Annotated in this window: 20 protein-coding genes; 8 read left to right on the top strand and 12 right to left on the bottom strand. The window is 43.3% G+C overall.

Annotated elements, in window-relative coordinates:
- Positions 1-208 precede the first annotated feature (208 nt).
- From PSBA01_RS08515 to PSBA01_RS08500, 4 genes are all read right to left on the bottom strand, one after another.
- Complete coding sequence (locus PSBA01_RS08515; RefSeq protein ID WP_058024094.1) at positions 209-1,843, bottom strand: CTP synthase; 1,635 nt, start codon at positions 1,841-1,843, stop codon at positions 209-211.
- Positions 1,844-2,073: 230 nt separating this feature from the next.
- Entirely contained in the window at positions 2,074-3,159 is a 1,086-nt protein-coding gene (locus PSBA01_RS08510; RefSeq protein ID WP_134292215.1) for a porin, read from the bottom strand.
- Positions 3,160-3,456: 297 nt separating this feature from the next.
- Positions 3,457-4,566, bottom strand: coding sequence for a porin (locus PSBA01_RS08505; RefSeq protein ID WP_071002135.1), 1,110 nt, complete (start codon positions 4,564-4,566; stop codon positions 3,457-3,459).
- Between the two features lie 610 nt (positions 4,567-5,176).
- The gene (locus tag PSBA01_RS08500) at positions 5,177-7,375 is read right to left on the bottom strand and encodes a malate synthase G (RefSeq protein ID WP_186473908.1); all 2,199 of its coding nucleotides are present in this window, start codon (positions 7,373-7,375) and stop codon (positions 5,177-5,179) included.
- A gap of 878 nt (positions 7,376-8,253) precedes the next feature.
- On the opposite strand from PSBA01_RS08500, the gene PSBA01_RS08495 reads away from it, so the two are divergent.
- On the top strand, positions 8,254-8,910 hold the full coding sequence (locus PSBA01_RS08495) for a tRNA-(ms[2]io[6]A)-hydroxylase (protein WP_186475492.1): 657 nt from the start codon (positions 8,254-8,256) through the stop codon (positions 8,908-8,910).
- Between the two features lie 173 nt (positions 8,911-9,083).
- Here PSBA01_RS08495 and PSBA01_RS08490 read toward each other — a convergent pair whose 3' ends face one another.
- From PSBA01_RS08490 to mtgA, 6 genes are all read right to left on the bottom strand, one after another.
- Positions 9,084-9,278, bottom strand: coding sequence for a hypothetical protein (locus PSBA01_RS08490; RefSeq protein ID WP_186473906.1), 195 nt, complete (start codon positions 9,276-9,278; stop codon positions 9,084-9,086).
- 131 nt (positions 9,279-9,409) lie between these two features.
- Positions 9,410-9,769 carry a hypothetical protein gene (locus tag PSBA01_RS08485; protein WP_186473904.1) on the bottom strand — a complete coding sequence of 120 codons (360 nt, stop codon included), beginning with the start codon at positions 9,767-9,769 and terminating at the stop codon, positions 9,410-9,412.
- Positions 9,770-9,827: 58 nt separating this feature from the next.
- Complete coding sequence (locus PSBA01_RS08480) at positions 9,828-10,073, bottom strand: hypothetical protein (RefSeq protein ID WP_186473903.1); 246 nt, start codon at positions 10,071-10,073, stop codon at positions 9,828-9,830.
- A 69-nt stretch (positions 10,074-10,142) separates the two neighbouring features.
- A complete protein-coding gene (locus tag PSBA01_RS08475; RefSeq protein WP_167337591.1) occupies positions 10,143-10,313 on the bottom strand; it encodes a hypothetical protein in 171 nt (56 codons plus the stop codon).
- Positions 10,314-10,673: 360 nt separating this feature from the next.
- Positions 10,674-12,818: a polyphosphate kinase 1 gene (gene ppk1 / locus PSBA01_RS08470; RefSeq protein ID WP_228724677.1), complete on the bottom strand. Its 2,145-nt coding sequence runs from the start codon at positions 12,816-12,818 to the stop codon at positions 10,674-10,676.
- A gap of 357 nt (positions 12,819-13,175) precedes the next feature.
- Positions 13,176-13,862, bottom strand: a complete 687-nt coding sequence (mtgA, locus tag PSBA01_RS08465) for a monofunctional biosynthetic peptidoglycan transglycosylase (RefSeq protein ID WP_186473901.1) — start codon at positions 13,860-13,862, stop codon at positions 13,176-13,178.
- Between the two features lie 289 nt (positions 13,863-14,151).
- On the opposite strand from mtgA, the gene PSBA01_RS08460 reads away from it, so the two are divergent.
- From PSBA01_RS08460 to PSBA01_RS08440, 5 genes are all read left to right on the top strand, one after another.
- Positions 14,152-14,463: a glutaredoxin family protein gene (locus PSBA01_RS08460; RefSeq protein WP_186473900.1), complete on the top strand. Its 312-nt coding sequence runs from the start codon at positions 14,152-14,154 to the stop codon at positions 14,461-14,463.
- Between the two features lie 38 nt (positions 14,464-14,501).
- Complete coding sequence (locus PSBA01_RS08455) at positions 14,502-15,689, top strand: alpha-hydroxy acid oxidase (RefSeq protein WP_071002141.1); 1,188 nt, start codon at positions 14,502-14,504, stop codon at positions 15,687-15,689.
- Between the two features lie 106 nt (positions 15,690-15,795).
- The gene (locus PSBA01_RS08450) at positions 15,796-16,833 is read left to right on the top strand and encodes a rhomboid family intramembrane serine protease (RefSeq protein ID WP_186473899.1); all 1,038 of its coding nucleotides are present in this window, start codon (positions 15,796-15,798) and stop codon (positions 16,831-16,833) included.
- Positions 16,834-16,973: 140 nt separating this feature from the next.
- Complete coding sequence (locus PSBA01_RS08445; RefSeq protein ID WP_186473898.1) at positions 16,974-17,789, top strand: MipA/OmpV family protein; 816 nt, start codon at positions 16,974-16,976, stop codon at positions 17,787-17,789.
- A gap of 91 nt (positions 17,790-17,880) precedes the next feature.
- Positions 17,881-18,666: a hypothetical protein gene (locus tag PSBA01_RS08440; protein WP_186473897.1), complete on the top strand. Its 786-nt coding sequence runs from the start codon at positions 17,881-17,883 to the stop codon at positions 18,664-18,666.
- 93 nt (positions 18,667-18,759) lie between these two features.
- Here the strand turns inward: PSBA01_RS08440 and fumC are convergent, their stop codons facing one another.
- Positions 18,760-20,163 (bottom strand): class II fumarate hydratase, encoded by a 1,404-nt coding sequence (fumC, locus tag PSBA01_RS08435; RefSeq protein ID WP_186473896.1) that lies wholly within the window; start codon positions 20,161-20,163, stop codon positions 18,760-18,762.
- 207 nt (positions 20,164-20,370) lie between these two features.
- On the opposite strand from fumC, the gene PSBA01_RS08430 reads away from it, so the two are divergent.
- Positions 20,371-21,036, top strand: coding sequence for a 5-formyltetrahydrofolate cyclo-ligase (locus PSBA01_RS08430; protein ID WP_223333231.1), 666 nt, complete (start codon positions 20,371-20,373; stop codon positions 21,034-21,036).
- The gene (locus PSBA01_RS08425; RefSeq protein WP_186473894.1) at positions 21,036-21,290 is read left to right on the top strand and encodes a hypothetical protein; all 255 of its coding nucleotides are present in this window, start codon (positions 21,036-21,038) and stop codon (positions 21,288-21,290) included. Before PSBA01_RS08430 ends, PSBA01_RS08425 begins: the two co-directional genes overlap by 1 nt.
- 101 nt (positions 21,291-21,391) lie before the next feature.
- Here PSBA01_RS08425 and PSBA01_RS08420 read toward each other — a convergent pair whose 3' ends face one another.
- The gene (locus PSBA01_RS08420; protein ID WP_186473892.1) at positions 21,392-22,753 is read right to left on the bottom strand and encodes a Na+/H+ antiporter family protein; all 1,362 of its coding nucleotides are present in this window, start codon (positions 22,751-22,753) and stop codon (positions 21,392-21,394) included.
- Positions 22,754-22,781: the final 28 nt, after the last annotated feature.

The raw sequence follows: 22,781 nt of genomic DNA, 5'->3' as shown, positions 1-22,781 counted from the left end.
TTAATATCTCCATCCCATATTGTAACCGATAGCCTGATTAAAAAAAGTATGCAAGCGTAATTAGAGATTATTAATGAGGATATTGACTCGTTAATAACAACAAACAACCTGAGTTGAGCAAAAAAAAGACCAATCCGAAGATCAGTCTTTTTTATAATAAATACTTTTACTTTACACTACATTATATAGAGTTACTCTATTATGAAGACTATTTTGCTTCGCTATGGTTCTTCGCCGCTTTGACAAAACTATTAAACAGTGGATGACCACCGCGTGGTGAGCTAGTAAATTCAGGATGGAACTGTACAGCAACAAACCATGGATGCTCGCTAATCTCTACCGACTCTACCAAATGCTGCTTGGCAGAATAACCAGATATAGTCATACCCGCTTGCTCTAATGGCTCAATATAACGGTTATTCATCTCATAACGATGGCGATGGCGCTCAGTGATATTGTTAGCACCATAAATCTGAGCAAGCTTGCTACCAGAAACCAGCTCTGCTTGCTGCGCGCCTAGGCGCATGGTACCGCCGAGGTCTGAGTCATCGCTACGAATCTGTAGCTCGCCGCGCTCATCTAACCATTCGGTGATAAGCCCAATGATAGGCTCAGCTGTCTTACGATCAAACTCAGAAGAGTTGGCATTGATATTCAGTACATTGCGCGCATACTCTATCACGGCCAGCTGCATACCAAGGCAAATACCTAGATACGGCACATTATTTTCACGAGCATAGGTGATGGCTTTTATTTTACCCATCGTACCGCGCTCACCAAAACCGCCTGGTACTAAGATAGCATTGGCTTCTTTTAGCTGCGCTAGTAGAGTGTCGTCATCTTCTAAACGCTCAGCATCGATGTAGTCGATTTTGACATCGACTTTATGCGTGATACCTGCGTGTAGCAATGCTTCGTTGATCGACTTATAAGCATCTGGTAGCTCAACGTATTTGCCAACCATCGCAACTGTCACTGTTCCTTCAGGATTTAGCTGGGCTTCAACCACTTTATCCCAATCGCTCAAATCCGCTTCGGGCACATCAAGACCGAAACGCTCACAGATGAGATCATCAAGGTCTTGCTCATGTAGCGTGCGCGGGATCTGATAGATACTTTGTGCATCTTCACACATGATAACGGCACGCTCTTCTACATTGGTGAATAGCGCAATCTTGCGACGGTTATCTTGTGAGATATGATGATCAGAGCGGCAGATTAAGATGTCAGGCTGTAGACCGATTGAGCGTAGCTCTTTTACAGAGTGCTGTGTCGGCTTGGTTTTGGTCTCACCGGCACTGGCAATATAAGGTACTAAAGTAAGATGCATCAGCATGGCACGATTGCGCCCCAGCTCTACTTGCATCTGACGGACAGCTTCCATAAAAGGAAGGGATTCGATATCACCGACGGTACCGCCAATCTCAATAATAGCAATATCATATCCTTCGCCGCTCGCGAGGATTTTGTTTTTGATTTCATCGGTAATATGCGGAATAACCTGTACCGTACCGCCAAGGTATTCACCGCGACGTTCTTTATTTAAAACATTTTGATAAATACGGCCACTGGTGAAGTTATTACTTTTACTCATTTTTGAGTGACGTAAAAAACGCTCATAATAACCCAAATCCAAATCTGTCTCTGCGCCATCTTCGGTGACGAACACCTCACCATGCTGAAACGGACTCATCGTACCTGGATCGACGTTAATATACGGATCCATTTTGGTCATCGTGACAGTCACGCCACGTGCTTCTAAGACCGCTGCAAGAGAGGCTGCGGTGATACCTTTTCCTAGTGAGGACACTACCCCACCGGTCACAAATATAAACTTGGTCATAGTACTCTGTCGGTAATTGGTAAAGAAGGATTTTACTAAAAATACGCTACAAAATATAGGGCAAAAGCGCAAACTCTTTAAAACACTCAGTTTTTAACGCTTAATTGTCATAAGTGCGTAATCATCGTAAATACGTAGCTATTATAACCCACTGCGGCTTTAAAAAGGTCACAACAAAAAAACTCACCCCGAAGGATGAGTTTTTTATAATACGTTTTCTAATGTTTAGATTAGAATTTGTATTCAATACCCGTACCTACAATCAAGTCATCTTTGTTATTGTCACGGCTGATTTGCCCTGCATAAATATGACCCGTGGTCGCTTTATTGAATGCATATTCTCCACCAACTGCGATTTCATTTACATCAGCATCTTTTACGCCTTTTTCGTCAGTGGTATTAACATACTGTGCTTTAACTGCCCAAGGTGTTGCACCAACTTTATATTTACCACTAATTAGCCAAGATTTTTCATCTTCACTGGCTTTGTTAACGCGGTTGTTGTTAACGATGCTATAATTATCGTAGTATTGGCTTTGTTGGTATAGAGCACCTAAAGTTAAGCCCGAAACCATATTCATTTTGCCCATATCTAAACCAGCAACCAAACGCCACGTATTATCAATCACGCCAGTATTTACATTGTTAGCACCCATGTCTTTGTCATAAGCACCGGCTAGATAAACACCATTTTTGTCATAGGCTAATAAAGCAGAATAACCGTTATCTTTTACTTTTCTATCACGATAGACTGCAGGCTTCGTACCAGATGCTGCGGAAACGAGAATATCACCGTCGGCATCAGTTTCTGATAATGCGGTAGCTGCCATAAAACTCACTGGCATACCGACAATAACAGGTGATTGATAGGCCACCATATTGTTAGCACGGTATTCACCTGAAACACCCGCATTTTTAATATCAAATAAGCTATCATTAAACACGTCAACTTTGTTTTGTGCAAGTTTCAATGGGGTATCATGGCGTCCCGCTAGTACAGTACCTAAAGTGTTGTGGGCTAAGCCTACATAAGTATTACGTGATCTAAACTGTTGGCTATCGTCATCATGGTAGATTTGATATTCTAATTGATAAATAAGTTTAGTGGTATCAGTTAAATCGTCGTCACCTTTAAAACCGATACGTGATTGATTAGAGTTAAGTTTAAATGTATCTTCATCTGTCTTGTTAGCTGCATCGTAGTCTGTACTAACATAATCTAAGGTTAAAAATGCTTTACCATATACAGTTGGAGCAGCATGGGCAGCAGAAACTGAAAGTGCAGCGACGGCTGTGGCTAAAAGTAATTTTTTCAAAGGATATCTCCACTTTACGATTTGAGTGATAAATGGTCTAAGATCATTAGATATATAATGGCAGGGTGACTACCCTATAGAACATTTATATATATGAGCTAGAAGCATTACTTAGACACAACTTTACCAACCAAATATTACAGTAAGGTGAAAAAACCAAAATTTACACAAATGTTATTATTAATTTTACGGATTCTGTTATTTAAGACACGCTGTTGTTCAAGACACAGTATTGATTACAAAACAAAAAAACCCACCCCGAAGGATGAGTTTTTTATTTAGATTCTAATGGTTAGACTAGAATAAGTATTCTAGACCGCCACCGATAGCGAGTACATCAATATCACCACGTAAGTCGATTTCATTAACATTGCCGTCTTCGTCTCTCGAACCAAAACGACCATTGTTTAATTCCGCTGAATTTAGACCAGCATAGGCATGAGCGATCATATTATTTTTAAACGCATATTTGCCACCTACAACGACTTGATTTGAGTCATTATTCTCAAGACCACTGATATTGTCGGTTTTGTCATACTGAATATAAACAGAGGCTGGACGGGCAAAATTCGAAAGACCCATTTCAGCACTCACCACTAAACCGTCCTCTGTTGCAGTAGTAGTACCGGCATAGTCAGCTTCTTGATATAGAACGCCTAACTTTACAGGAGCTGCGATATATTTACCTAAATCGACGCTAGCACTGCCACGGATAATATCACCACTAACACTCATGTCTTGCTCATAAGCAATACCAGCGGTAATGCCTGTACCTGGATCAAACATCAATGAGGCACCATAGCCTGCGTCACGACCACTCTCAGATATAAAGTCTTCATCAGCACCATACATCAGCGCAAGCGCTAATGGTAGATCGTTGTATTTAGGAGCAAACCAGATGATAGAGTTGTTGATACGGTTACCAACGGTCGGGGTCAAAATATTAGCAAAGCTGTCGTTGTTGTTCAGAGTACTAGAGCCAAGATTATCCCAATAACCTTCATTAACTGATACGTTATTGATATAGTCAATGACTGTGTAGTTACGACCAAAACGGAACTGACCGAAGTCTTTGTTTACTAGACCAAGATAAGTGTCACGGCTTTTGAAGCCAATGTTATCGCTACCACTATCATCAACTTTAACGCCGTACTCTAATTGGTAAATTACGTCAGTGTTGGCCGTTATCGCTTCAGAGCCTCTGAAGCCTAAACGTGAAATATTAGAATTAACTTGTAATGAACCGTTGTCTTCATTAATTCTGTTATTATTATCCATATTCTGACCATCAATTTCAGCATTAACGTAATCAGTAGTAACGAATACTTTACCATAAACGGTAGGTGCTGCCTGTGCGGCAGATACAGATAGGGCTGCGATTGCTGTAGCTAAAAGTAACTTTTTCATGGGGTATCTCCACTTTACAATTGTAGTAATGAGCAAGCCATTATTAGCTGGCGCCCATAATGGTATCGTCACAAATCCTCAAAGATATAATGTGTAACTGGCTACCAAGTTTAGTCAGAAACAAGTATGGCGAATTTCTATTACAGTTAAGATAAAAAACCATGACTCACATAACTGGGATTAAAAACGTAACTGCCATGTAAACTTAAGTCTTATGCGTCCTACTGCGTAACATCCGTTACCAAACTCATACTTCGAGTACAAGCATAACAACTTTGACATAATTTGCAACATATTTTTTCGCTTTTTCGATACCCCCAGTATCAAATGACAAGTCACCTATAAAATCCAAATAGCTACAAAAAAAAGCACTATCTACTCAAGCAGATAGCGCTTTTATTGATTAATATCATTACTTATAGTATTAAAATATTTTAATAAAAACAAAATAATTGCCCAAGAAATAGCGCTATCCATTGATAAATAAATAGCGCTTATGAAGAATCGACCAACGTATTTATGACATATTTAGCGTTACAAACGAGCAAGATTAGATACTACACCTTAGACTTCAGCATACGCTAAAATACCCATTGCTAAGCCGGCCTCTCTAAGCATTGGCTTTTAGATCAAGGCGCGCTTGATGCAACAATGGTTCAGTATAGCCGCTAGGTTGCGCGCGTCCTTTAAAGACCAAATCACAGGCTGCTTTAAATGCATAAGAGTTATCAAAGTTATCTGCCATTGGCTGGTAATCACTATCGCCTGCATTTTGCTCATCGACGACTTTTGCCATACGTTTCATTGTGTCCATCACTTGCTGCTCGCTTACCACATCATGATGTAACCAATTGGCAATATGCTGGCTAGAGATACGTAAGGTAGCACGATCTTCCATCAAGCCAACATCATTGATATCAGGTACTTTGGAACAGCCTACGCCTTGGTTTACCCAACGTACCACATACCCTAAGATACCTTGAGCATTATTTTCAAGCTCTTGCTGCTTCTCTTCTTCTGTCCAATTGGTATTTTTTGCCAATGGAATGGTCAAAATATCATCTAAGCTCGCACGCTCACGTGATTTAAGCGTATCTTGTACATCGGCCACGCTAACTTGATGATAGTGTATGCTGTGCAAGGTAGCGCCCGTTGGTGAGGGTACCCAAGCCGTACTGGCACCAGATTTCGGATGAGCCGCTTTGGTGTCCATCATCTCTTTCATCTCATCAGGTTTTGCCCACATACCTTTACCAATTTGAGCATGACCTTGCAGACCAGTCTCTAGACCGATATCAACGTTCCACTGCTCATACGCAGGTAGCCATGCTTGCGACTTCATGTCGCCTTTTGGCACGAACGGACCGGCATTCATACTGGTATGCATCTCATCACCCGTACGATCTAAGAAACCTGTATTAATAAAGATAACACGCTCTTTTGCTTGGCGAATCGCTTCTTTCAGATTGACTGTGGTACGGCGCTCTTCGTCCATGATACCGATTTTGAGCGTATTACGCTCTAGACCCAATAAGTCCTCTGATGCGTTGAACAAATCATTGGCCATTTTAACTTCTTCAGGGCCATGCATTTTTGGCTTCACAATATACATAGAGCCTTGGCGTGAGTTTGATAGCTCGTTTTTGCCTTTGATATCATTGAGTGATAATAATGGTGTGATTAAACCATCCATTAAGCCTTCAAATATTTGCTCTTGGCCATTGCCTAAATCAACCAAAATTGCGGGGTTCTGCATGAGATGACCCACGTTACGAATCAAGAGTAGCGAACGACCTGGCAAAATCAGCTTACCGCCATCAGGTGTATTATATTCACGATCTGGGTTTTGTTTGCGAGTACGGGTTTTGCCACCTTTTTCAAAGGTCTCTTGTAGATCGCCGTTCATCAAACCTAGCCAATTGCGATACACTTCGACTTTTTCTTCGGCATCGACCGCAGCGATTGAATCTTCGCAGTCTTGAATCGCGGTAATGGCAGACTCTAATAGTACGTCTTTGATGTTTGCTGGGTCATCTTTACCTACTGGATGACTGGTATCGATTTGAATCTCTGCGTGTAGGCCATTGTTTTTGAGCAAAATACCAGAGGGGCTATCTGCCTCGCCGACATAACCGACGAATTTTTCGGCGTCTTTTAGCTCAGTGCTACTATCGCCCAGCTTGACTTCCAGCTTGCCATCGACGACTTTAAAGCCTGTGACATCGGTATAAGAGCCTGAGGCTAGCGCAAAATGCTCGTCCAAAAAGGCTTTGGCATAAGCGACAACGGCCGCGCCGCGCGTGGGATTATAGCTGCTGCCTGCTTCTTGACCATTTTCATCGCTGATGACATCGGTGCCATATAAAGCATCGTACAAGCTACCCCAACGGGCGTTGGTGGCATTTAGCGCATAGCGCGCGTTGCGTACGGGGACGACTAGCTGTGGACCTGCAATATGAGCAATCTCGTCATCGACGTTTTGGGTGCTTACCGTAAAGTCATCGCCTTCTGGTAACAAATAGCCAATTTCTTGCAAAAAAGCCTTGTAAGCTGGGAAGTCAATCTCACCTTCTTTGGCAGGATTGTCTAGATGCCATTGATCGATTTGCGCTTGAATGCTGTCACGAGTCGCAAGCAGCGCTTTGTTGCGCGGCGTGAACTCTTTGATGACTTTTTCAAAACCTGACCAATAACTGTCTGAATCCACACCGACTTTTGGCAGCACTTCGTTTTCAATAAAGTCATACAACTGTTGGTCGATGGCAAGAATGCCTTTTTGAATGCGATTGGCGTTAGAAGACTGGCCCATGTCGTTATCCTTATCTATTGGTGAGTATTGGTAATACTAAATTGCTACAGCGACTATTTAAGACTCGTTATTTTTATCAACAATTATTCATACAATAAAAGATATCATTGCTACCTACGACAACCTATGGTATTTAATGCTGATAAATAATTATCCATTAAAGATTTTTTCATCAGCCCTAAAATAGACTGTATAAATCTTCTGTTTTGATACGAGAATTGTCATTGGTATAATGCTTGCGATTCTCTACTAAATGCTATTGATAGCAAGACACTGTGACTAAAGAGCAAAATCTCATCCTACTATCAAATAATAAAATAAACAAGCAAACGCCATTTAGAAAATAAATATTGGGGTTGTATAATAATGATATCGTATAAGACGTAAGCCTCACAGACCATGAATACTATCTAGAAATTAATGAATGCTCAGTTGAGACTAAACTGTAAGGAATCATTACCATCTATAGTTATATTTATATAGTGAAACCATTATAAAAATGGTATAGCAAGATTAAACGCTATTTTTCGCAGCCTCTGGAGACGCAGTCACAGCAAGCAAGAAAAGTAGCGTTTAATCAAGCGCGTTTCCTATGCTGTATCAATTTTATTGAGGTTCTACTATACTTAAATACTGTCCATGATCTAGATAACTTACTTAGCCGTAGTAACTGTAGCCCATTATTTTGAAAACATCTACAAATTAGCTGCTTTAAACTCTCATTTATAAAAAAGCCCTTTTAGATTATGACTATAAACCAGCCCGACCTCTCGTCCTTACAATCATCAGCGCATGGTACTGTCCACTACGATATTCATAAGGATAACCTCGAAAAAGAAGCGCCCCTTTCACCAGTAAATGTCGTTGACGAAAGCAGTATGGACGTAGGGGAAGACAGCATCGATATTACGCATCTGCGTACTCCTATAAAGGTAGACCTATCCCCTATTTATAATTTTTTGGGTGCGCGCACGACGCAGGCGTGGGTAGATGCGGCTATAGATAACCTACCACTTATCATTCAGGATCATGCCAATTGCGAAAAAAAAGCCGCAGGCACTGCGATGAATTTGATATTTCGGTATGAGTTCTCTTATGATTTGCAACGTAAATTGGCACAGCTCATACGTGAAGAGATGCTGCATTACGAGCAGGTGCTTGGCATCATGAACGAGCGCGGCCAGGACTGGAAGTATTTGAGTGCAGGTCGCTATGCCAAGGGCATGCTGAAACATAAACGTACTTATGAGCCAGCAGCGATGGTCGATGTACTGATCATTGGGGCGTTCATTGAAGCGCGCTCTTGTGAGCGTTTTGCAGCGTTGGCGGAAGTCATTGATGATGCGCGTTTAGCAAAATACTATCGCTATCTACTAAAGTCAGAGAGCCGCCATTTTGAGGATTACCTTGCGCTTGCCCAGTCATTATCAGATGATAATATCGATGAGCGCGTTGCGTTTTTTAAAGAAGTAGAAGCAGAATTAATAGACAGTCCAGACGCGGAGCTACGCTTTCATAGTGGTACGCCTGCTTAATAGACAGGCATCATTCGTTTGTACTTTGAAATCTATAGGTTATAGACACAAAAAAGGCATTACCGTTATTGGGGTTATATTTGAACAACGGTAATGCCTCTTTATTTATGCTGATTATTTTCTGACGATCAGCGATACTTTTATGGATCAGAGATACTGGTATATAAATAGTATTACTTATCATCTTTCATCAATGAGCTGTCGTACTGTTTATCATTCTTAGCCACATTATGCGGATCATGATCGCCTGCTGCTTTGTCTGCTGCCGCTGGATTTACTTTTTGTAGAGCGTCGTCTGGTACGATGCCGTTGTTGTCATCTGCATCTTTTAGACTATACTCATCAGTGACGGGCTTGTCGTTTGGCATATTTGTCTTACTCCCTATTATAACTATTCATCCAATATTGTAAGCGCCTTTAACTGCTATCTAAATAATATAAATATCAGTCGATAATTACGCAAATATCATAGCCTTCTGCTCAGCTTTCTATTGTCGGTCTAGTCTTTATCATCAGGATTTAAGGTGCGAGTCTGAGCATTATCAACATTAGCATATCGATTCGTGTTGTTAATTTTTTGACTATCAGGCCCTTCGCTTGTAACGGTGCTTTCATTAATATTATCATCAAAACCATTACCTGGTTGATCGCGGCGGTCGGGCTGGCGCGCTGGGTTGTCACCATCATTGACGTGCTCAGACTCTACTATACCCTCTTCAAAAGTGTCGGTACCTTTATTTTCATTGACGTTTTCTTCGAGCCCCTCATGGTTTTTAACCGTTTGAGCACTGTCTAAAGTTTCATGCGTGTCCGTTTCTGCGATTCGAGTTTTACTTAAAGCAGGATCTCTGGTTTCCATTGTTTTGTCCTTATTATAATTATTGTTCGTATCGATAACATATTGTGCTTATCATTTGTTAGTCGTCTCGACTTAGATCATAAGCATTTAGGTCCGATACGTTTTTGCCACCCGCAGGCAGATCTTCTTCTTTGCGCGGGTCGACATAGACCTCGTCTGTCTCCTGTGAGGCTTGTTCTGGCCCATCTATATTTGGCTGGTACTTTCGGCCTTCGTAGCTGCCTTGAGGATTTTCTTGCGTCGTAACGGCGGGATCCTCTACAAGGAATTTTTCTTCAGTATTGTTTTTTTCTGGCATGGTCATGGCGTCTCCTTCGCATTATTTATTATCGTTATCTGATTAGTGCTTTGGACGTATACTGCAAACACACTCTTATTTGTCAGTGCGTAGGTCATCCTCAATGAACGCTGTTTGCTCTTCTTCGCTTAGTGATTCAGGCGCATCGACTTTTTTGTTGTCTTCTAGATTTTTCTCAATCTCTTGACCGTTTGCTTGCTCTGCTGCTTTTTTGATGTCTGAGGTATCATTGTTCGTCGTACTCATGATTTATTCCTTATTTTTATTGTTGACTTAATTTAGAGTTTCTCCGGTGCGGTATCATTATGTACTCAGCCACTTTTAGTCAGTTGCTTTTGTTCAGTTACTTTTAGATAGATGAGTGATGAGGTTTTTGATAAAAATAATAAACTGCACCAGAACTGATGTTAATTATAGGTAGGATACTGTGAGATTCACCAGTGTACTGCCGTATCAATATGTGAATAAATGTGAGGTTACAACACAGTTTGTAACTTTTACAGCGCATTAACCAGAAAAACCAAGCACTGGTATGTACCAATACTTGGTTAAATAGTGTTTGACTAAATAGTGCTTGGTCAAATGATGAAGATAGCACTCAATCAGTTAGCTGGACTCTTCAACACCATTAATCACTTTCAATAAGTGCTCTTGAGCAACGTGTGGCACCTCCCCTGCTGCTGGCTGAAGCTGCTGCCAAACGCCTGTGCCATCCAGTGTCCACGCTTGCGTGTTGTCTTGTAAGTAATTGATCAAACCATCTTGATATATCTGCTTAAAAAGCTTCTTATTTTCGATTGGAAAGGCCACCTCAACGCGGTGGAACAGGTTACGATCCATCCAGTCTGCGCTGCCACAATACAAACGCTCATCCCCATTATTATAGAAATAATAAATACGGGTATGCTCCAAAAATCGGCCAATAATAGAGCGTACAGTGATGTTTTCAGATAGGCCTTTTACTTGCGGACGCAAGCAACACATAGAGCGCAGGATCAGCTCAATTTTGACGCCTGCCTGCGAGGCGTCGTACAGCTTATCGATCAGGCGCCGCTCGGTCAAGGCATTGGCTTTGACGATAATATGAGCGCGCTTGCCTGCTTTAGCATGGGCAATCTCATCATCGATAAAGCTCATTAGTTTTTCGTGCAACGTAAAAGGGGCATGTAGCAGTTTTTTGAGATTGGCAGGTTTGCCCATACCAGTGAGCTCTTGAAATATCTTATGCACATCTTCTGAGATATCAGGATCGGCACTGAATAAGCCATAATCTGTATAGACCTTGGCATTGGCCGCATGATAGTTGCCTGTGCCTAGGTGGACATAGCGGCGGATTCGATCTTCTTCACGGCGCACGATGAGCATGAGCTTGGCATGGGTCTTGTAGCCGACGATGCCATAAACCACAACCGCACCTGCTTCTTGTAAATAGTTGGCGACAGCAATATTGGAAGCTTCGTCAAAACGCGCACGCAACTCAATGACGGCAGTGACTTCTTTGCCATTTCGAGCGGCAGCGGCAAGCGCTTTGACGATCTCTGAGTTGGTACCTGAGCGGTATAATGTCTGCTTGATCGCCAACACTTTGGGATCGCTAGCTGCCTGCCAAAGCAGATTAATAATGGGTGAAAATGCATGAAACGGATGATGCACGAGCACATCGCTTTTACGCATAGCGGCAAACATACTGGATGATTTATCTGATTTATCCATCTCTCGGCGAAAGGCTTTTGGCACGGCATAAGTAAATGGCTGATAACGCAGTTCCGGAATATTAAAATCAAACAATAAGCGCGTCAGATTCACAGGGCCATTGACACGATACAGCTGATTGTCATGCAACTCAAACTCATTGAGCAGATACTCACTGATGTGCGCTGGACAGTCGGTTGTGACCTCAAGACGGACTTTGTCACCGAAACGGCGGTTTTCAAGCTCGCCTTCTAGCGCTTTGGCGATATCTTCTACATCATCCGCCAGATCTAAATCTGCATTACGCGTGAGCCTGAATTGGTGACAACCCGTCACACTCATACCAGGGAACAGCTCACCGATATGCTCATGAATGATGGCGGACAGCATCACATGATGCTCTTTGCCGCCCGTCAGCTCATCTGGCAGACGAATCACACGCGGCAGACTGCGCGGCGCTGGAACAATCGCCAAATTGATGTCGCGGCCAAAAGCATCTTTGCCTTCTAATGTGGCAATAAAGTTTAAGCTTTTATTGACCAAACGCGGGAATGGATGCGCAGGATCAATGCTAATCGGTGTCAATACTGGCACGACTTGCTCGGTAAAATAACGCTTCATCCATGCAGACTGCTCGGCATTGAGCTCATCACGTTTTAGGTAGCGGATATCCTCGAGCGCAAGAGCGGGCAAAATATCTTCATTCAGAATGCGATATTGCTCATTGATAGCGTCGTGAGTGATCGCAGAGATCTCGTTTAACACCTCGCTTGGACGCATACCATGCGCACTGGTCGATACGTCACCGATATTGAGCTTTTGCATGATACCTGCAACACGAATCTCAAAGAATTCGTCGAGATTCGATGAAAAAATAATGAGAAAAAACAAGCGCTCAAGCAGTGGGTGACGAGGACTGGCTGCCTGCGCCAATACACGCAGATGAAACTGTAATAAGGACAGATCTCGGTTGATATAACTGCTGGGTGAATAACTGCCGTCTTCTAAGCGTTGCCAGTCGATGTCGGTCAGATCATTATAGTTACTGCTTACGCTCATATTTTTATTAACGTTTTCGTTGCCATCTTCACTCACACTATTAACGTCGATCATCTTGTTCATATCACCGCTGTTCTGATTATTATTTATCTCTACCACGTTACTACTCCTTTTGCGTTATCGATACGCCGTCGTCTTTATACTATCGTCTTAAAGGTTATTAACTATAGTCGGTTCACTATAAAATCGATACAATAAGATTAAACGCTATTTTTCGCAGCCTCTGGAGACGTAGTCACAGCAAGCAAGAAAAATAGCGTTTAATCAAATGAATTTATTATCCTGTATCGTTTTTATTTAGACTTAACTATATTATTCTTTCCCGTTATTCTTGTTGTTAAGGCTTCTTTTAAAAGATTAAGACGCTTGCGGTAATACGGCGTTTTTCATGCGTTTTTTGATAATACGTTGCTTGTTGCGCAAGCCTCTGTCACCTTGATTGTCTTCGTAATACTTCGGATTGGTAAGCATCCCAATGAGGAGCGCTGATTCGTCTCGGTTCAGATTGGCCGCAGATTTATCAAAATAATGGTGCGCGGCGGCATCGATACCATAGATACCATTACCAAATTCTGCCACATTGAGATAAGCGGTCAAGATACGCTCCTTGTCCCACAGTGTTTCTATCATGACAGTAATGACAGCTTCTTCTGCCTTACGTACATAAGAGCGATGCGAGGTCAAAAACAGGTTTTTTGCCAGCTGTTGGGTGATGGTTGAACCACCAGCGGACATTTTGCCCGTTTCTTCATTTTTCTTTTGTGCCGCTTTGATACCGTCGATATCGAAGCCATTGTGCTGGCTAAACGTGGAATCTTCACTCACGATCGCTGCTTGTTTGACAGACTTGGCGATGGCATCGTACTCAGCCCATGTCTGCGTGACCGTGCCACCCGTTAGGCGATGCGTCAACATAAACATGCTGTTGTTAATCGGCTGCGTTTTCCAGATTAGTAGTAGTCCGGTGACCAAAATATGGAATGCGACAACCAATAACATAATAGCCAATAACAGACGTTTGATAAACTTGCCAAAACTTGTCATGCGCGATATCCGAGTGATTAAAAAAGTAATAAGATAATATAGGTCATCTGCTAATAACTAAAAACAGCAACTATGAACCAATAGTCCTAAAATAGCTGTCATTGTCTTTTATTAACAAGCAGTCATTAGTAATGACCAGTAGCAGGTCATCTTACCTAATCTCACAATCGCTGTCATTATTTACACCAATTCTTTATGATGTAATAATAAACCAACTATTTTTTACTTTTTATCAAAATAGCCTAATAATCAGCATTTTTTGGCATACTTTAAGCTCAGAGATCTCACCATGCATAATAATAGTATAGAAGTATTACGAGCGCGTGTTATTGCCGCAAGCTCAAACCTCAATACTACTGAAAATAGCAATCAATGGTGGCTACTAGGGACCTCTGGTTGTCATTTGTGTGATATCGCTGAGCAAATACTTGCACAGTTTCAGTCGGTACAACCAATCACTTACCAAAATGTCGATATTGCAGACTTTGATGAGGCGCTTATGATGGATTTTGCCACGTCTATCCCTGTGATTTTGACTCCATCACAGCGATTAAATTATCCGTTTTCAGTGATGGATTTGCAGCAACTGCTTACGTCATAACATCAAACCGTCTATACATTATTTGTAGTGAGGATCCTATGATAAATCTAGAAAAAATGACCGATATTGAAGATCTGCGCCGTGTCGCTGAGCGTAAAGTGCCGCGTATGTTCTATGACTATGTCGATTCAGGCTCGTGGACTGAGACCACCTATCGTAATAACGAGACTGACTTTGACCGTATCAAGCTGCGCCAGCGCGTATTGGTCGATATGGATAACCGCAGTCTGGCAACGAGTATGATCGGTGAGCCAGTCAAGATGCCTGTAGCCATCGCCCCAACGGGATTTACCGGCATGATGTGGGCAGATGGTGAGATACATGCCGCACGCGCCGCTGAAAAATTCGGCGTGCCCTTTTCACTCTCAACCATGAGCATTTGCTCTATCGAAGATGTCGCCACTCATACTAGTAAGCCGTTTTGGTTTCAGCTCTATGTCATGCGCGATCAAGACTTTATGGCCAATCTGATTCGCCGTGCCAGAGATGCCAATTGCTCAGCACTTATCTTGACCGCCGACTTACAAGTGCTTGGACAACGTCACAAAGACATCAAAAATGGTCTATCCGCACCGCCCAAACCCACATTAACCAATATCATCAACCTCATGACCAAGCCGCAATGGTGTATGAATATGCTGGGCACCAAACGTCGCACGTTTGGTAATATCGTCGGTCATGCACAAAATGTTGAGGATCTGTCATCACTCTCTGCTTGGACGGCAGAGCAATTCGATCCACGTCTGAGCTGGGACGATGTAGCGCGTATCAAAGACATGTGGGGCGGTAAACTTATCATAAAAGGTATCATGGAGCCTGAAGATGCTATTATGGCGGCTCGCAGTGGCGCGGATGCCCTAGTCGTCTCAAACCATGGCGGTCGTCAGTTGGATGGCGCGTTATCTTCTATCTCTGCCCTCGCAGACATCGTACAGGCAGTCCATGCCGAAAACAGCGACATCGAGGTGTGGCTCGATAGCGGGATTCGCTCAGGTCAAGATGTACTAAAGGCTATCGCATTGGGCGCAAAAGGCACGATGATCGGTCGCGCTTTTCTCTACGGATTGGGAGCGTATGGTGAAGACGGGGTGCGCCGCGCGCTTGAGATTATCTATAAAGAGTGTGATATATCTATGGCATTCTGTGGTCATACCGATATCAATACTGTCACGGATAATATCTTGGTAAAAGGCACGTATGAAAACCTCAAAGTGGGTCGTTTTTAGAGCGGCTTAATGTCTAGCGATCGACGTTTAAAACTGGCTATACATAACATAATTTGCTCATACCCTTTATACTGTCTCTATAACATTTTAATGACAGTTAGCCTTTATGACCATTCAACAATTATTAAAAACAGCGCCCGTCACTACCCTGCTATTAGCCAGCTTTATCGGGCTATTTGTCATGCAGCTAGTCACGGGCGTCGATGCCAATAACCCGTCAACTGAAGCGTTAGTTAAATGGGGTGCCAACGCCTTACCCTTAACGATGATGGATGACCCATGGCGCTTGGTGAGTAGTGCGTTTTTGCACATTGGTCTCATGCATCTACTATTTAATGGCTTTGCCATGTATTTTTTTGGCCAGATTGCCGAGCCGATGTTTGGCTCAGCCAAGTTTTTGGCATTGTTTTTGTTGGCAGCCATCGGTGGCAACTTGCTCAATAACTATGTCACATGGCAAAGTATCATAGAAGGAACAGGACAGCCCGGCCTATCAGCGGGAGCTTCTGGTGGTATCATGGGTATCGGTGCGGCGTTACTGATCGCTGCCCTGTTTAAAATATCGGTCAATGGCATGATACTCAATCTCAAGAGCTTGATCATCATCATGGCGATCAACTTGGTTTATGGCTTTGCCGTACCGGGTATCGATAATGCCGGTCACATCGGCGGCGCGATCACAGGGCTTGTTATTGCCTTGCCTATTGCTCTCGTTTATCGTAAGCGAGAGCTGGCACAGCAAGCAGCTATGGCGCAAGCTCAGCAAGCTTATCAAAACGCGGTCCAAGCGAGCTATGCAAGCAATCATCAGCCAAGCTATCAAACGAGCTTACACGATAATCAGCGCGGTAATCCGCCGCTTACCAATATATTTGCTGATAATAATATCCAAACCCCTGTAGACTTAAACAACACCGCGGATACTGCCGATTTCGACCAAAGTGGTGGCTATATAAATAACTACCCCATAAATAACTACCCCACTTATATTGATCCCAAGAAATTTGCGCCAGAGCCTGTTAACGTGAGCCTAATCTGGCGACTGCTGCCTTGGCTAGTTATGCTTGTTATTGTCATTGGTTTTTTGTGGTGGTGGCAAGATATTCATCAGCAAATCCTACAAGTGCTAAAAGCCATTGAGTAAATGCTCATACTTATCTATCATTGCTAAATAACTACCAATAACAGCCGAATTATTTAGACCATTTATTCTTATTCGCTTTTTGCTCGTTTTTTACCTGATCTTACTACCCCGTTATTTATACTCACTTACGAGACCCAATTATGTTAAAACTTGCAGCGCAACCTCACTTCTCTACGCGAGCCATGCTGAGCACATTAACCGCTACGGCATTACTCAGTGTATCTAGCCTGTCTAGCGCCATTCCTTTTCTTAATAAAAACCTACCGACTGACAAAGACGCCGAATTGAGCGTTGGGGTCAATGTCATGGCGGTCAAATCCGCCTATGATCTTGAAGACAGTACTGAAGTGCGTGTGCTACCGGGCATTTTTTATGACAATAATAGGATCTATGCGCGCGGTGCTCAAGCGGGTGCGTACTTGATCAATGATGGTGTCAATCAGCTCTCTGCTTACGCGCAGCTCGCAGGGAATTCGTTTGATCCTGATGATGCTAATGGTGCCCTGCAAGGTCTCGATGAGCGTAAACTATCTGCAGAAGCAGGTATAAGCTACCAGCGTCGCACGCCTATCGGTGCGTTTCGTGGTCAGTTTGCGACCGATGTGCTGGACGAAAGTGGCGGTAATACTGGTCGCTTAACTTACCTTGCCAAAATTACTAGAAACAAGCTGACGGTCTATCCAAGCATCGGCTTTGAGTATCATGATGCTGATTATAACGAATACTACTATGGCGTCAGTGAAGAAGAGTCAGCGGAGACAGGCGTTGCCGCTTATAAATCTAACTCGAGCTTGAATCCGTATGTCAGCGTTAGTGCCAACTACGACTTTAACGATAAATGGGCAGGATTTGCCAATCAAAGCGTGAGCTATGTGCCGAATGAGCAGTACGATAGCCCAATGGTAGACTCACGTACTGAAGCGTCGACCACGCTTGGTTTGCTTTATAAGTTTTAGGGATTGATGTTAAAACTTAAGTTACGATATTTGACGTAGGCTGGGCTTTTAGCCCAGCTTTTTGTTAAGTGAAATGATAAAAGGAGAGAAGATGGCTGACTTATTAAGTGTAATAAAACGCGATTTTGATGAATTTCACAGTAGCGGAAAAATTGAGCGGGCTAAAGCGTTAACACGAATAACAGGCATGCACATGAACCATAACGAATATCCTGAGTATTTTTTTGGTGATCTCAATGCCAAGTTCGTTTTAGTGCACCTTATGCCTAAACAAAACGATAACTTAGATGCAACATATCAAGGTGAGTTAAAATTTCAAGATTTTACAGACTACGTTATGTATTATCAGCACTTTGGTGAAAATCACTACGGTAAATCTCTGAAGAACAGACGTAAATCAATATTTGATACCAAACAAGTTCACTTTATTCGCCCCTTTAATGCCTTGAATTTAAGCGCTGATGATGAGTTCGTCAACTTACAGCGCGTCATAGATGACAAACTACAGCTCGAGCTGGTTCCGTTTGGTTCAAGCTCATTTAAAACTGATTTGATGACTCACGAAGCGTTGCAACCTTACATAGAACTCTTATTAGATACTATTATTAAAACAGATAGAGATTATGTCATTTTTTGCGGTAAAGTATTTGAAAGCTTATTAAGAGCTCATATAGTAAAAAAAGAAGACTATTCTTTTAAACTGATAAAAACTGATGGCTCATTATCAAAAAATAATGCAAAATTCTCACGTTTGATTTTACGTTATAAAGGTCAAGCGTTTAAGGCAGGCATTGCTCATTCTTTTGCACAGCAAGGATTAACAGGCGCTGTCATGGAAGATTACGGTAAAAAATGTTGTGAACGTTATGATCAATAGTCCATATAAATAATACTGTTAAAAAAAGACCTTGCCGCCCCTCATTTAAGGATGCGACAAGGTCTTTTAATTGATATAGGCCTAAGTATCAGATTAAGACGGATGTACCATATCAGCAGGAATGACCCACTCATCAAACTGTGCTTCAGTTAATAGCTCTAGCTCAACCGCCACTTGCTTCAACGTTTTGTTTTCTTTATAAGCCGTCTTAGCGATTTTTGCCGCGTTTTCATAGCCGACATGACGGTTTAATGACGTCACTAGCATCAATGAGTTATGCAAGAAGTCATCGATTTTGTCTTTTACTGGCTCGATACCAACTGCACAGTTCTCGTTGAAGCTGTTGCACGCATCGCCAAGCAGTTTGATAGACTGCAATAAGTTAAACGCGATCACAGGCTTATACACGTTTAGCTCAAAGTTACCTGATGCGCCAGCTATGCTGATCGTCGTATCGTTACCCATCACTTGTGCCACAACCATGGTCATCGCTTCTGACTGCGTTGGGTTCACTTTACCTGGCATGATAGAAGAGCCTGGCTCGTTCTCTGGAATCGTCAACTCACCCAAACCACAACGAGGACCTGAAGCGAGCCAGCGTACGTCGTTAGCGATTTTATTGAGGCTACCTGCTAGGGTTTTTAGCGCGCCAGAAGCAAATACTTCGGCATCACGCGCCGCTAGTGCTTCAAATTTATTTGGGGATGTGACAAATGGCAAGCCCGTCAAAGTCGCTAGTTGCTCAGCTGCTTTTACGGCATAGTCAGGATGGGCGTTTAGACCAGTACCAACCGCAGTACCGCCTAGTGGCAATTCATATAGACCTTGTAGCGCGTTGTCGATACGAGTCAATGCGTGGTCAAGTTGGCTTACATAGCCGCTGAACTCTTGGCCTAGGGTCAAAGGCGTGGCGTCTTGTAAGTGCGTACGGCCGATTTTGACGATGCTATCGAACTCTTTGGACTTTTTATCTAAGGTATCACGTAGCGCTTTGACCGCTGGGATAAGTAAGCTGTTGATCTGACGCGCAGCTGCCACACGAATCGCCGTTGGGAAGCTGTCGTTGGTAGACTGTGCATGGTTCACATGGTCATTTGGGTGAATTGGCGTGTAGCTGCCACGCTCAGAACCCGCGATTTCGTTAGCACGGTTGGCCAGCACTTCGTTCATGTTCATGTTTGACTGCGTGCCAGAACCTGTCTGCCATACGACCAATGGGAACTGATCAACCAGACCACCATTGATGATTTCGTCAGCGGCTTGCACGATAAGATCACGCTTATCGCTTTCGATACGCTCTAGGCTGGCATTGGTAATCGCAGCGGCTTTTTTGACCAGTGCCATCGCTTCGATCATCGGACGCGGCAAAGTCTCGCCACCGATTTTGAAGTTTTCGCGGCTACGCTGTGTTTGCGCGCCCCAATAGGCATCAGCTGGGACTTCTACGTTACCCATGGTGTCTTTTTCGGTACGAGTTGCCTGATTCTGTGTCGACATAACTACCCTCTTTGATGGTTTGTTGTTTTATGACTGCTCTAAAAAATGCAACATCCGCTGCACATAAAGGAGAATACGATATAAAGTGGCGTTATGATAGCATGACTAAGGCGTATTGAATATTCACAAATCACTTTGGTCAATGCCTAAAAACGAATGTCTAGAAGCGCCCCTCATCAATCTGATATATCATTGGATAAGATACCTATGCACTCTGAAACCATGCCCACTGAGTCAAAAATGCTTAACTCACAAGAACCTACGCTAAGTAATCCACCCAGACGGCACTTCACTCGCCAGCGTCGTCAGTTAAGTGATGGCGCGCGTAGGAATATGGCGCAAGCAGCGAGCTTGCATTTGAGCAAATTACAGCAGCGGCTATCAAAAAATGCACGTATTGGGCTATATTATGATGGATTTGGTGAGCTACCCACTCAGCCACTGCTGGATTGGTGCATATGCTTAGGCTATTCTCCTTATTTACCTGTCGTTGGTTCTCTCGGTCGTACTAGTAATGGCAGTGATGATAAACGGTTGCGTTTTGTACCTGTTTACCACTCAAAACTAATCAATGTCCCCACTCGCATTCATCAGCTCGGCATGAAACAAAATCATAGCCGCGCTCTATTATGGGCGTCAGAATTAGATGTGATCATCTGTCCGTTAGTCGCGGTAGATAAACACGGCAATCGTATGGGCATGGGTGGCGGTTTTTATGATACGACGCTTGGCAAAAGCTATCGCTCAGGGGCCAAGAAACCATTAAAAATTGGCTGGTGTTATGACTTTCAAGTGGTTGAACAATTAGCGCGTCAGCCGTGGGATGTGCCATTAGATGGCTTAATTACGCCAAGTGGCTTAAGGTGGTTTTGATGAAAGACGATGAACAATTTGAAAAAGACTCTAGCGCTGCTGTTTCCAGTGCAGACAGTGTGGATGAATATTTGCAAAGGTTAGGTAGCGATGACGCTAGAGAGCAACGTTATTACAGTCAAGAGCAGCCGTTTAGCACTGATGAGATGACACGATTAGTCAATGAAGAACGCTTAAATGAGCTACTTGCGCAAAGTGATGCGTTTTTGAGCAGTTTGAACGGTGAGATTGAGGATTTTGATAAAGATTGTTAAAAATATAGGCAGTTTGAGCAATTAATAGAAACGAAAAAAGGCGAGTATAGTGATTGTTTATACTCGCCTCTCCTATCAAACCCAATCATTCAAATCATTTACTACAGCACCATCGCGGCGATCCAACCAAATGCCAGTAGCGGAATATTGTAGTGAATAAAGGTTGGCACCACACTGTCTTTGATATGGTCATGCTGTCCATCAATATTAAGACCAGAGGTTGGCCCCAATGTCGAATCTGACGCAGGAGAACCGGCATCACCAAGCGCGCCAGCTGTACCGATAATAGCAACCGTTGCTAATGGCGAAAACCCTAAAGAGATACATAGCGGTACATAGATCGCGGCCAAAATAGGAATGGTCGAGAAGGACGAGCCGATACCCATGGTCACAATCAAACCAATCAAGAGCATGATAAATGCTGCCATCGCTTTATTACCACCGAACAGTGACGCCGCCCCATCAACGAGTGGCTGAATCTGCTCTGTCGCTTTCATGACTTCAGCAAAACCTTGCGCGGTAATCATAATAAAGCCAATCATCGCCATCAATTTGATACCATCATTAAAGACACCATCAGCATCACGCCATTTCACCACGCCTGTCGCCATAAACACGCCAAAGCCAAACATCGAGCCAAGTAGTAGCGAATCAGTGTATAGCTGCACGACGAAAGCCGTCACGATAGCAGCCAATGCAACCAGCGTCTTTAGCTTGCTTTGTGACTGAGCGCCAGCGGCTGTTTTACTTAATGCATCGCCTTCTAAGACGGCATCATGCGCTTGCTGATCTATCGCTATTTGCTGATATTCGCGCGGCTTACGGTAACTGATAAATACCGCGACCAGCAGACCAATGAGCATGCCAAGCGCAGGAATTGCCATGGCCTTCACCACAGAAATATTGGCAACATCAATGCCCGCTTCACCGACGTTTTTTAGCATAATTTGATTGAGGTAAATATCACCAAACCCATACGGTATAAACATATAGGTGGTGACCAGTCCAAAGGTAATCAGACAGGCAATCAGGCGTCTATCAATCTGCATACGGTTGAACGCCAAAAGCAGCGGCGGTACCAGCAGTGGAATAAAGGCAATATGAATGGGGATTAGGTTTTGGCTAAAGCAGCTCATGGTAATGAGGCCTGCAAACAGCATATATTTAATCATGCCACTCGTGCCCGCGGCATCAATGCGTCTAATCACTGTCCCTGCCAATGACTGCGGCAATCCCGAGTGCGCGATCGCCACGGCAAACGCCCCTAGCAAGGCATACGATAGCGCAATCTGTGCGCCATTACGGATACCTTCTTGAAAAGCATTGAGCGTATCGGTAATACCAAGCCCTGCTAACAATCCACCTGCTAGCGCCCCGATTAATAAACTGAGCACCACGTGCACGCGCGAAAGTGACAGTCCTAGCATAATAATAACTGCCAGCAGTACCGCATTGATGGCCATGTATTGCCCCTTGCTCTTTATAACTTGG

Source organism: Psychrobacter sp. KCTC 72983 (assembly GCF_014280455.1).
Classification (GTDB): Bacteria; Pseudomonadota; Gammaproteobacteria; order Pseudomonadales; family Moraxellaceae; genus Psychrobacter; species Psychrobacter pacificensis.
Note: the sequence above shows the minus strand (reverse complement) of the source record. Positions and strands in the feature narration are given on the sequence as shown.